Raw genomic sequence first — 12,300 nt, forward strand, 5'->3', positions numbered from 1 at the left:
TGCCTAATTTTTTCTTTAGATAAACTAAAAGTAAGCATACAAGGTGTTAGCGATGGATTACCAAAAGTTTGTTGAGCAACTGCCCAGCCTTTATGAAAATTGGGGACGCGAATCGGTTGTACCTAAATCAAAGCGGTTTCAGCAAGCACTTGACCAAGTTCAAGGGATGACTACTGCCAACGTAATGCAGTTGCTCAATTTTGCTGTGGAGTGCATGGAACCAGATGAAATATATTGCGAGATTGGCTGTTATCAAGGTTCTACTTTAATTGGCGCACTGCTCGATCATCCAGAACGAATGGCATACGCTGTAGATAACTTTTCTGAATTCGACCAATCCGGTGAGAATCTGGATAAATTAATTAATAATTTATCAAGTTTTGATATTCAAGATCGAGTTTATTTTTGCAATCAAGACTTTGAAGAATTTTTATTAGAGCTTCGAGAAATTAATCCAGATGACAAAATCGGGGTTTATTTATATGATGGTGCTCACGACTATCGGTCGCAATTATTAGGATTACTCCTAATCAAACCGTTTCTAGCAGAGAAGGCATTGATTATTATCGATGATAGCAATTGGGAAGCGGTGCGCCAAGCTAATTGGGATTTTATGGCTGCTAACCCAGAGTGCGAATTATTGCTGGAGTTGCTGACGCCAGGAGATGGCTATCACACTTTTTGGAATGGGATTCAGGTACTCAGTTGGGATGCAAATAAAAAAGCCAACTATTCCTGGAATACTTTTAGTAAGATGCGCCGGAAGTCAGTTATTCAAGCTATCTATGAATTACAGTTTATTGGAAAAAACGAAAGGGAGTTAGACAATCTGTATCAAGAAGCCTTATCGCTGCATGAAAAAGGACAGTTTTTAGCTGCTGAAAAAAAATATTGTGACTTTATACGAGCGAAAAACTGGGATACTAAAGCGTGGCTAAGCTTAGGAATTCTATATTACGAGGCAGAACAGTATCAAAAGTCCGTTGAAACAATTTTTAATTTACTAAAAATAGATTCATCTGTAGCTCAAGCATATTATATCCTTGGGTTGGCTTTCGAGAAAATCAATCAAAATCCTCAAGCGATTTCCGCTTACACAGAAGCGATCGCTCTTGAACCAAAACTAATTGAAGCTTACAACAATTTAGGAAATCTCCTCAGTCAGGCGGGTGAAAGCGAGCAGGCTGAAGCAGTCTACCGTCAAGCGATCGCAGCTAACCCCAGCCACTTTGGTAGCTACCTCAATTTGGGGAATTTGTTAATGGAACAGAATCAAATTGAGCAAGCAATTGAGGTGTATAAAACAGCTCTGACGCTAATTCCAGATAATCCTGATATATTAAATAACCTAGCGATGGCATTAGAAGCCCAAAAGAATCCTACTCAGGCTCTTCTAAATTTTGCTAACAAACTTTACCAGCAAGAGAAGTATGAAGCAGCAATTAAGCAATATCAAAAATTGCTAGAAATTCAAACAGGAGATGCAGAGGTTTATTTTAACCTGAGTGATTGCTTTACACATCTAAATCGAGTAGAAGAAGCTATCAATACGCTTAAAGAAGGCATCTTCTTTTACCCAACAAGTGGTAAACTGCATTTTTATTTTATAAAATTATTGCAGGAAAACGGACGGATTAAAGAAGCAATATCAAGTGCAGAAAAGGCATCTCAAATCCTGCCTAATGAATATGTATTTAAAATTTTTAAAAATTTAATATTACCCACTAATTATAATAGCGCCAATGAAATTAGCTTTTATCGTCAGCGATTTATCCAAGGCATACAAAGTTTAATTCTGGGGACATTCTTAGAAGAGCCTGAAGATAAAAAGAATGCTCTTGCCGGTATTAGTTGTGTAACAAACTTTTTTTTAGCGTATCAGGCTCATAACGATTTGGAATTGCAACGCCAGTATGGAAATTTAGTCCATCAAATTATGGCAGCCAACTATCCACAATGGGTTCAAGCTATATCCATGCCTCCGCTTAAGGAGAACAAAAAAATTCGTGTTGGTTATGTCTCAGCATTCTTACACGGTTGGAGTGGAACATTTTTATCACTAGGTTATCTGCGTTACTGCAATCAGCAAGATTTTGAATTTCACTGTTACTACACAGGGAATCAGCCAGATAATATCACTGAGTTGTTTCGTAATTATAGTGATGCATTTCATCATATTCCTAATAATCTCGAAGCAGTATGCGAACAAATTGTTGCCGATAAACTACATATACTTGTTTTCCCAGAAATTGGTATGGATGCAGCGACGATGCAACTTGCCGGTTTGCGTCTGGCTCCTGCTCAGTGCGTAGTATGGGGACACCCAGTAACTACTGGTTTACCGACCATTGATTACTTTTTATCCAGCGAGTTAATGGAGCCAGAAAATGCACAAGCACATTACTCTGAAACTCTGATCCGTCTGCCGAATGTTGGAGTTGCTTATCCTTCATTAGAGATTCCTCCGCTAACAAAGACACGAGCAGATTTTCAGCTAAGGGATGATGCTGTAGTTTACCTATCTTCTCAAGCTCCTTACAAGTATTTACCGCAACATGACTATATTTTTGCTGAAATCGCCCGTCGCGTGCCTCAAGCTCAGTTTATGTTTCTTCGTGCAGGTGTGCCCCAAGAACGCTTGGAACGCGCTTTTTCGGCAGTTGGTTTGAACAGTAAAGACTATTGTGTTTTTTCACCTGTTCTACCTCGCGCTGAGTATCTCATGCTTAATTTAGTTTCAGATATTTATCTAGATACTTTAAGCTGGTCTGGCGGTAACACGACACTAGATGCGATCGCTTGTAGTTTACCCGTTGTTACCTGTCCTGGCGAATTTATGCGAGGTCGTCACTCTTATGGATTTCTAAAAAGGCTTGAGGTGACAGACACAATTGCTCAAACCGAAACAGAATATATTGATATTGCTGTAAAGTTGGGTTTAGACCCGATTTGGCGGCGCGACGTTTCAGAAAGAATCAAGGCTCGCCATGACTATCTTTATGATGACAAAAGTTGTGTAGCAGCTCTTGAAGATTTTTATAAACAGGTTGTTCAAAAGGGACTTACGCAGACATAGAGTTACCGATGATTACCCAAGACAAACAACAGCACAACTGGCAACCGATTATTAAGCAATTTGAGGCAGTTATCGGGAAAAACGGCGTCGTGCAGCGTCGTGAGGAGTTAATAACCTACGAGTGCGATGGTTTAACTAGCTACCGACAAAAACCTGCCCTTGTCGTGCTGCCGCGCACCACAGAAGAAGTCGCAGCGGCAGTGAAGATATGCGACCAAAATCAAATTCCCTGGGTTGCACGCGGTGCTGGCACTGGACTTTCTGGTGGAGCATTGCCTGTAGAAGATTGCGTGCTAATTGTTACTGCATTGATGCGAAAAATCTTGAGCATTGACATAGAAAATCAACGGGTTGTGGTGCAGCCAGGAGTAATTAATAACTGGGTAACGCAAGCCGTTAGCGGTGCCGGATTTTACTATGCGCCTGACCCTTCCAGCCAGATTGTATGCTCGATTGGCGGTAACGTTGCAGAAAATTCTGGAGGTGTCCACTGTCTCAAATATGGCGTCACCACCAACCACGTTTTAGGTTTAAAACTAGTTCTCCCCGATAGCTCTATTGTAGACGTGGGAGGACAAATTCCCGAAATGCCTGGTTACGATTTAACGGGTTTATTTGTTGGTTCTGAAGGCACGCTAGGTATCGCTACAGAAATTACTTTGAGAATTCTTAAGACCCCGGAATCTATTTGCGTTCTTTTAGCAGATTTTACCAGTGTCGAAGATGCTGGAGCCGCTGTATCAGATATTATCAGCGCTGGGATAATTCCAGGCGGTATGGAAATCATGGATAATATCAGCATCAACGCTGTCGAAGATGTTGTAGCTACAGGTTGTTATCCCAGAGATGCTGCCGCTATCTTGTTAGTCGAAATAGACGGCTTAGAAGTGGAAGTGGCGGCAAATAAACAGCGTATTGCAGAAATTTGCACTACAAATGGAGCGCGTAGCATTACCACTGCAAACGAGCCAGAAACCCGTCTAAAGCTCTGGAAAGGACGGAAAGCAGCCTTCGCAGCAGCAGGCAAGCTCAGTCCTGATTATTATGTCCAAGATGGGGTAATTCCCCGGACTCAAATGCGATTTGTACTGCAAGAAATTGAAGCATTGAGCCAAAAATACGGCTATCGTATTGCTAACGTCTTTCATGCTGGAGACGGGAATCTTCACCCACTCATTCTTTATGATAATTCGATTCCTGGGGCATTGGAACAGGTGGAAGAATTAGGGGGAGAAATTCTTAAACTTTGCGTAGAAGTAGGCGGAAGCCTTTCTGGGGAACACGGGATTGGTGCGGATAAAAAATGCTATATGCCGCAAATGTTTACCGAAACGGATCTAGAAACAATGCAATGGGTGCGCCAAGTATTTAATCCCAAAGGTTTGGCTAATCCGGGTAAAATATTTCCTACTCCCCGCACCTGTGGCGAAGCTGCACACGCTCAGTCTCAAAAGCAGTTTGAGTCAGTTGATGTATTTTAATTTCATTAACCAAGAGCAAATGATTCGCTAAGAATTTTGGGGAAATATGCGATCACGCTACAATCTAGATACAGAAAGATGCTTTACTTTGCAATCTAGATGGGAGTCTTTACTACAACCATTTCAGGTTGAGCAAGAAATTGGTCAAAAAGTGTTGCTTGACTTATTCAACGCTTACTCTAGTCAGGGGAGATATTATCATACTCTGGAGCATATAGAACAAGTTTTAGAAACACTTAACAATTTGCGATTGCTATCCCAAAATTATGCAGAAATTGAATTTGCGGCTTGGTTTCACGATGCAGTTTATAACCCAAAAGCTAACGATAATGAGGAAAAAAGTGCAGAATATGCAGCGATGATTTTGAAAGGGTTAGACATTCCCTCATCAACTATAGAGGTTGTATATTCTTTAATTATAAAAACCAAATACCATCAAAATATAGACGGTATTGATAGCAAAATTTTTCTAGATGCAGACCTTTCTATATTAGGAGCATCGGCTACTAAATACAGAATATATGCTCAAGCAATTAGAAAAGAGTATTTATGGGTCTCTGCCACAAAATACGGAACAGGTAGAAAACAAGTATTGCAGAGCTTTTTAAACCGAGAACGAATATATTTTACTGAAAAAATGTTTTTTGCGTTAGAACAACAAGCCAGAAAAAATATTAAAGAAGAAATGGAAATTTTATGAAAAACTGCAAGAGCGATCGTTTGATCCGGTGAAGTTCTTCTAGAGGCAACGATGCTGGTGCTATTCAGAAGAATAGATAGGTAAAGAAAAAACTAAAAATAGATTTCAGGCAAAATGCGAATTTGCTTTATTGGTGACTCCTTTGTAAACGGAACTGGCGATCCAGAGTGTCTTGGTTGGACGGGAAGAATTTGTGCAGCAGCACGAAAGCAAGGTTATGACATTACTTATTACAATCTTGGGGTACGGCGGGAAACCAGCGCGGATATTAGATCCCGTTGGCTAGGTGAGGTTGCTTGTCGCTTGCCTAAAGAATATGATGGCAGGATTGTTTTCTCGTTTGGTGTCAATGACACCACCCTGGAAAATGGGAAGACTCGTGTGAAGTTAGCGGATTCCCTAGAAAATTACTGTGCAATTCTTGAAGTTGCAAGGCAAATATTTCCAGTCTTGATGGTGGGATCGCCACCCGTTGCAGAGATTGAGCAAAATTTTAGGATCGCTGGTTTGTCTGAGCAGTTAGCTCGTTTATGTAGCGATCGCAATGTGCCTTATTTAGATGTTTTTACTCCTTTACAGGCGTCATCGGTGTGGATCGGTGAGGCAACAGCGAATGACGGCGCTCACCCTGGTGCTGCCGGTTATGCGGAATTTGCTCACTTAGTGCAAAGTTGGTCTGCGTGGTTATCGTGGTTAAAATAGCTCAACTCACATCTTGCGCCAAGCTCTCCGAATGGAAAGGCGATCGCATTCTAGCTAGGAAAGCGCGAACCAACTGAAAATAAAGGGTTTTGTAACCTGCTCCTGGCAGGTTTTGTTGATGTAACTGTGTTTCAACAGCCTAGAGCAAGATGTAACTTTACGGCGAAAAGTTCAATATCCCTTAGAAAACCCAGAAATAGAGATAGCTGAGCCAATAAATCAAGTTCACTGCAATGAGTAGTCCTTTGCCGATGTAGGAGTGAACCATCCCGAACACGTAAACGGTCGCTACCAGCACCAGCAACCGCTCAACAAAAGAAACAATCGTGCCGTATTTGTTAGTATCCCAATAGGAGATAGGGCTGATAAAACGATAATCGCTGAAGGGTAAAAAATGTCGATGTGCATCATCGCTGTGGACAGGTAAATCTCCGAGGGAATGCAGCACCATGCTCAGAAAGACGATTTCAAGGGGTTTCCACCCGTAGTAGCGAGCGATCACTACCCCAATTAAAGCCAATGGAATTGAATGAAAGAGGTGGATAATATTTTGCCAAAAAGGTTGATAGTAAGCGGTTGACCAGATTTGGCGTTCCGGTAGGCGTTGAATATATTTCGCCACAAGGTAGAAAACAAAAATTGGAATATCGGGTAATATAGCGCCCAACACGATTAGGAGATTGAAGTGCGATTGTTGCGGTTTAGCGAGAATGCCGAGATTGAGAATGGCATGGCTGGGCGTATTCACGATTATTGTTGGAATTGGTTTGATTGGTTTTGTCTTTGGTATCCCCCAGGCTGGCTGATTTTATTCAACCGCCACTGGCAACACTATCACGCCGATCCCGATGGTTGGAATTGGCTGGAGTATGGATTGTTTCTCATTCCTGGGGGATTTTATTTGGCGTTGCTGATTCGTTGGATACGTCTCGGCTTTCGTTCACCCCGCCGGGGAGAAGGGGAGTTCGATCCAAATTATCAGCAGGCTTTCCGAGATGAAGTGCTGGCTCCGATTGTGAAATATTATTTTCAAGGAGAGCTACAACAACTCGAAAATTTGCCTCAAACTGGGCCATTGATTGTATCAATGAACCATGCGGGAATGTGTTTCCCTTGGGATATTTTGGGATTAGGAACGCTCTTAAGCCAGACACGGGAATGGGTTGTGCAACCGCTGGCCGGTGTTTCGTTGTTTGAACATCCCTGGGTGATTTGGTGGCTACCTCCAGGATGGTCGCAAGTTCTAGGTGGCGTTAGGGCAGAAGCTGATGAATTTGAAGCGGCGGTGGCTCAAAAAACCATCTTACTATACGCTCCGGAGGGCATACGCGGGCCGGGAAAAGGGTGGAAAAGGCGTTATCAGTTAGACACTTTTCATCCAAGTTTTATCCAGTTAAGCGATCGCTATCACATTCCGATTCTGCCTGTTGCTTGCATCGGCAATGAATCTTTGCATCCTTGGGCAATCAATCTTAAGAAATTTGCAAGAGCCATCTACTTGCCTTTCTTGCCTGTCTCTTTTTTGATGTTTTTCTTCATTCTCTTCCCATCTATGGGTGTTTGGGCAATGCGAAGTCGGGTGCGTTATTTTATTCAGCCTCTCTATCAAACTTGGTCAACCGAAGTTGTTGAAGACGAGCAACTTCCAGAACCAAAAACTTCTACTCGGCAAGACCGAAACGCTGCTTACCGACACGCACAACTATTACAAGAAAAGCTGCAAAGTCAAATTAACCAACTTCTGAGGAAGAAGTAATCTAGGTTTGATTTGCATTCAATCAGTTTTTATAAGAAGTTAGTTAGCATTCAACTTCTTGGCTTGTAAAATAATTGGAGATAAGACCGCTTTATCTTGTTCCGCAGGCACGGCTTTCCGCCATGCAGTAATACCGCCTGATAAGACTGCCATCTTCAACCCCGTTCCCTCTAACATCCAGTAGGCTTTAGTTGAACGGGTTCCTTTGGTGCAATATAGCACTACCGTTGGTTCGGGTTGATTGGGTTGAACGCTCTTTTTCACCAATGCCTTAATACGCTCAATCCCTATACCCGTTTCAATCTGAGTCAGAGGTACCAGTAGAGTTTGGGCAATATGATCTTCAGCGTACTCCTCTGGCGATCGCACATCAATAAGGAACACTGGCTTTAGTTTTCCCTGCTGCAACTGCGCTACCGTCACTTTGTTTGCATATTTGCCAGTTGCGATCGCTTGGATATCGATGTCTGCGAACGCGATCGCCGCACCTATTGCACCAACACTAACAGCGACAACCCCTAAAATTACAGGTAAAGGACGTAAACGACTGGTTATTTTAGTCAGTATTTTCATAAAATTTTCCGATGAATCGCACCTCAACCTCACTACCATAGCAACCGTAATACCGAGATGTCATTAGGCACAATTAGAAATAAAAATCCTGAAGCATAATTTTTTTTATTATATATTTTCTATTTTTCTAGCTTGGCTCATAAACTTTTTTCGTTTAAAAAACGGGTAGAGTATTTGTCCAAAATACCCAGAAGGTACAGGATCGGATATCCCATACTTCTCCGGCATTTTCCCCCTAGGCATATAGAGGGTGCCAAAGACTAAATCTAAAATTGGAAGCTGTGCCGCAAAATTTTTATCATATAACTTTCGCTCGGCAGTGTGATGCCAGTGATGAAATTCTGGGGTGGCAATTATCCACCGAAGCCATCCAAATCTAATTTTGATATTGGCATGAATAAAGAAGGCTTCAAAAGCACCAAAAAGAAAAAATACAGCGAAGGTTTCTTTCGTAAAGCCTAATATGTATAGCGGGACTATCTGAAAAGTTTTTGTAAATATTTGGTCAAGGGGATGCAGACGCACTGTTGCCAACCAGTCCATATCTTCTACGCTATGGTGAATTGCATGGAATTTCCACAGCCAAGGAACCTTATGAGTGAGTTTATGGGCAATGTAATATCCAGTATCAGCGATAAAAATTGCTTCTAGAAACTGCAACCATACAGGTTGAGAAGCAACCTTCATCTGAATTTCTGAATTGATTAAGCTGCTGAGAAAATGTCCAATTAATATTCCACTAATTGCTAATACTGCTGTTCTACCGACAAAGTAACCAATAAAATAATGAATTGCATCTGTTACCCATCCTTTACGAAATATCTTCTGTTTGTGTAAAAAAAATATCTTTTCTATGGGGACTAATATAAACAGCAGTAAAAAAAAGCCTTTAACAACATCAGGAAGCATAATTTTTAGGCATTATTTATCAATTATGGTGGGCATTGCCTACCATATACCTTTTGAGGATTTAGCGAGGCTGGATAGTGTCTTCCGATTGCATCTCTCCACAAGGATCGGAAATCAACGTATCAAAATTGTCGGAGATACTGAGAGCAAACAAAGCTCCAAGACTCATCAGACCTATCAAGTCCACCGGACCAAAAAAGACAAGTAAGACAAGGAGTACCTTAATTTCGGGACTAAGTCTATTTAGGAATAGCTGAGATTTAGTACTCGAATTTGTTGTCTTATTTTCAGTCTTTTTTTCAGCTTGAATGGCTAGGTTTAACTGTGAGGATATATTGACTGAATTTTGTTCTTCTTTATCCTTAAGCTGCATGATTACCTTCGGTGAATCACTTGACTTAGAAAATTGCCACTTCGAGCAATCGCTATATTTTTTAGGTGTGGCACTATGGTATCGAATATGGTATCGAATGAGTATTAGAACCGCAAGCGAGGACACCCTTTTGGTAAGTTGGCTCGGCGGGGATTTGGCTAGTAGGAGTATTTGTCTCGCATACTATTGCTAACACTTCCTTGTTATTCTTAGCTGCCTTTTTGCCTACCTTAGATGTAGGTACTATGAATACAGCCCCAACATAGCTCTTCAGTGGGTCTGAGGCAGTTTTCTGAGCGATCGCGTAGTTAAAGAGTTCCGTTTTTGTTCTGCGAACAGAATATTCATAATTGGTTGTTTCGCCTGTTATATCTGTAACACCCATACCCAATTTCGACATAGTAGGAGCAAAAAAAATACCACTTTCTAAATAGAAAGCTTGCTGTCCTTTAATCTTTGAGAGAATGTTAAGTTTTCCTTCGTCCCTTCGCCTTCGTTTCTCTTCCTCGATTCTCATAAATTCAGGTACTTCAAGTGCTTGAGTATTAGAACCACAAGCGAGGACACCCTTTTGGTAAGTTGGCTCCGCGGGGATTTGGCTAGTAGGAGTATCTGTCACGCATATTATTGCTAACGTTTCCTTGTTATTTTTAGCTGCCTTTTTGCCTACTTTAGATGTAGGTACTATGAAGACAGCCCCAACATAGCTCTTCAGTGGGTCTGAGGCAGTTTTTTGAGCGATCGCGTAGTGAAAAACTGCTGTTTTTGTCGCACGAGCGAAATATTCATAATTTTTGTTTTCAGTTTTAATACCTGTCCCTAGTTTCGGAATTGAATCCACAAAAGCACCATTTTCTAGATAGTAATATTGCTGTGCTTTATTCATTACGCCGATATAGATTTGCCCATAGAGTCTGCCTTTGCCTCCACAAATCCTCTCTTCAGGAAATACCATAGGTAAAGCTATAACTGCCAAAACACCAAAAATTACCATAAGAACCAAAAGTCTAAGGTAGAAAGCTATACCTTCAATTTTGTGCTTTTTAAATAAAAATTGTAACCACTTAGCTCGGAAATAGATGCTCATTTCAGCCTCTTTGAATAAATAAACCCTAGATACTTTTTTATACTTTGCGTGCGTGCAAACTATAAAAAGCTTTAAGAAATATTCACTTGGAAAATAAGGGATTCCTGAAAAGTTTAGATTTTGGCTTGCTTAGTTAGATGCAAAGCCAAAATCTAAATTTTCTTCCGGGTTAACCTTAAGGTGAATAACGATAGATTTCGGTGGTGTTAGAACCGCAAGTGAGGGCACCCTTTTGGTAAGTTGGATCGGCGGGAGGTTTGTTACTGGGAGTCTCTGTTTCGCATACTATTGATAACGATGACCCTTTCTCGTGATTTTCAGCCGCTTTCTCGTCGTGATTTTCAGCCGCTTTCTCGTCTACATCAGATGCAGTTACTATGAAGACAGCCCCAACATAGCTTTTCAAAGGTTTGGAAGCAGATTTTTGAGCGATCGCGTAGTTGAAGACTGCCGTTTTTATGGCTCGAACGGAATATTCGTAATTTTTTGTTTTAGATTGAACACCTAACCCTAGTTTCGGAATTGAAGCCACAAAAGCACCATTGTCTAGATAGTAGGCTTGCTGTGCTCTATTCATTGAGCCGATATATTGTTTCCCTTCTGATTGACCAGCTTTACCTCCACAGCTCACAGCGCTAGGAAGTGCTATAGCTACCAATATACCAACAATGCTAATGACAACGACAACCAAAAGCGCAATCAAGACATTACCCTGGTTCTCATTTCTATTTGACAAATATTGTAACCACTTAGCTCTAAAATAGATATTCATATTCCATCTTTTTAAGTAAACAAACCCTGGATATTTTTTTGTGTTTTGCGTAGGTGCAAAGTCCAAAATGCTTGAATAAGTATTCACTGGCAAGATGAGAAATTCCTGAAAAGTTTAGATTTTGGCCGGCTTAGATACCAATCCATAATCTAACCTTTCTTCCGAGTTAGCCTTAAGACTAATAACGGGAGATTTTTGTGGTGTTAGAACCGCAAGCGACTTCGCCATTTTGATAAGCTGGCTCTACAGGCTTGATTGCACCGGGAGCATTCGCTTGACACAGAATCCTTACTGTAGTTAAGTCTCGGGAATGATTGTCCGGTACGATGAATACAGCCCCAACATAGCTCTTCAGGGGTTTTGAAGCAGTTTCTTGAGCGATCGCGTAGTTAAATACCGCTGTTTTTGTTGCACGAATAGAATATTCATAATCTTTTGTTTTACTTGGAATACTTAGACCGAGTTTCGGCAGAGAAGCAACAAAAGTATTATTTTCTAAATAGTAAGCTTCTTGTCCTCTGTTTATAGAGACGATATAGATTTCTCCTTGCGATCTCTTGTTATTGGCAGTATTGGCACAATTCAAAAAAATAGGCAAAGCCATAACTGCCAAAACACCAAAAATTATTATAAGAATCAGAATTCCAATGTAGAAGGCTATACCTTCATTTTTATGTTTTTTAAATAAAAAGTGTAACCACTTAGCTCGGAAATAGATGCTCATCATCTTCACTTTTGTCAAGTAAATAAACCTAATATAAGTGCTTATGTAAAATAAATTACACATAATAAAAAGTAGAATAAGCTAAAACAAAAGTCAAGAAAACAAGAGACTTATGAGATTTATTAGAGATTTAAGCCGAGAAACTCA

General features: G+C 40.8%; 12 protein-coding genes. 5 read left to right on the forward strand and 7 right to left on the reverse strand.

The window, feature by feature from the left end; genetic code table 11:
- Positions 1-52 precede the first annotated feature (52 nt).
- The 4 genes from NDA06_RS13880 (at position 53) to NDA06_RS13895 (ending at position 5,959) form a co-directional block, all read left to right on the forward strand.
- Positions 53-3,076 carry a tetratricopeptide repeat protein gene (locus tag NDA06_RS13880; RefSeq protein WP_190986714.1) on the forward strand — a complete coding sequence of 1,008 codons (3,024 nt, stop codon included), beginning with the start codon at positions 53-55 and terminating at the stop codon, positions 3,074-3,076.
- 8 nt (positions 3,077-3,084) lie between these two features.
- Positions 3,085-4,557, forward strand: a complete 1,473-nt coding sequence (glcD, locus tag NDA06_RS13885; protein WP_190986715.1) for a glycolate oxidase subunit GlcD — start codon at positions 3,085-3,087, stop codon at positions 4,555-4,557.
- A 46-nt stretch (positions 4,558-4,603) separates the two neighbouring features.
- Positions 4,604-5,257 (forward strand): hypothetical protein, encoded by a 654-nt coding sequence (locus NDA06_RS13890; protein ID WP_242047533.1) that lies wholly within the window; start codon positions 4,604-4,606, stop codon positions 5,255-5,257.
- Between the two features lie 114 nt (positions 5,258-5,371).
- A complete protein-coding gene (locus NDA06_RS13895) occupies positions 5,372-5,959 on the forward strand; it encodes a GDSL-type esterase/lipase family protein (protein ID WP_190986716.1) in 588 nt (195 codons plus the stop codon).
- 181 nt (positions 5,960-6,140) lie between these two features.
- On the opposite strand, the gene NDA06_RS13900 is transcribed toward NDA06_RS13895, so the two are convergent.
- Complete coding sequence (locus tag NDA06_RS13900) at positions 6,141-6,707, reverse strand: hypothetical protein (protein ID WP_190986717.1); 567 nt, start codon at positions 6,705-6,707, stop codon at positions 6,141-6,143.
- Between NDA06_RS13900 and NDA06_RS13905 the strand changes: the two genes are divergently transcribed.
- Complete coding sequence (locus NDA06_RS13905) at positions 6,690-7,715, forward strand: 1-acyl-sn-glycerol-3-phosphate acyltransferase (RefSeq protein ID WP_190986718.1); 1,026 nt, start codon at positions 6,690-6,692, stop codon at positions 7,713-7,715. The two genes, NDA06_RS13900 and NDA06_RS13905, sit on opposite strands and share 18 nt — an antisense overlap.
- 39 nt (positions 7,716-7,754) lie before the next feature.
- On the opposite strand, the gene NDA06_RS13910 is transcribed toward NDA06_RS13905, so the two are convergent.
- The 6 genes from NDA06_RS13910 to NDA06_RS13935 all read right to left on the reverse strand — a co-directional run bounded on the left by NDA06_RS13910 (position 7,755) and on the right by NDA06_RS13935 (position 12,156).
- Positions 7,755-8,288: a rhodanese-like domain-containing protein gene (locus NDA06_RS13910; RefSeq protein ID WP_190986719.1), complete on the reverse strand. Its 534-nt coding sequence runs from the start codon at positions 8,286-8,288 to the stop codon at positions 7,755-7,757.
- Between the two features lie 108 nt (positions 8,289-8,396).
- The gene (locus NDA06_RS13915) at positions 8,397-9,197 is read right to left on the reverse strand and encodes a sterol desaturase family protein (RefSeq protein WP_190986720.1); all 801 of its coding nucleotides are present in this window, start codon (positions 9,195-9,197) and stop codon (positions 8,397-8,399) included.
- Between the two features lie 61 nt (positions 9,198-9,258).
- Positions 9,259-9,570, reverse strand: a complete 312-nt coding sequence (locus NDA06_RS13920; protein WP_190524628.1) for a hypothetical protein — start codon at positions 9,568-9,570, stop codon at positions 9,259-9,261.
- Positions 9,571-9,643: 73 nt separating this feature from the next.
- A complete protein-coding gene (locus NDA06_RS13925; protein ID WP_190524626.1) occupies positions 9,644-10,657 on the reverse strand; it encodes a type IV pilin-like G/H family protein in 1,014 nt (337 codons plus the stop codon).
- A gap of 175 nt (positions 10,658-10,832) precedes the next feature.
- Positions 10,833-11,516, reverse strand: a complete 684-nt coding sequence (locus tag NDA06_RS13930) for a type IV pilin-like G/H family protein (protein WP_348251750.1) — start codon at positions 11,514-11,516, stop codon at positions 10,833-10,835.
- Between the two features lie 91 nt (positions 11,517-11,607).
- A complete protein-coding gene (locus tag NDA06_RS13935) occupies positions 11,608-12,156 on the reverse strand; it encodes a type IV pilin-like G/H family protein (protein ID WP_190411125.1) in 549 nt (182 codons plus the stop codon).
- Positions 12,157-12,300 lie beyond the last annotated feature (144 nt).

Origin of the sequence: Trichocoleus sp. ST-U1, assembly GCF_039961835.1 — a bacterium.
Lineage (GTDB): Bacteria > Cyanobacteriota > Cyanobacteriia > Cyanobacteriales > FACHB-T130 > FACHB-T130.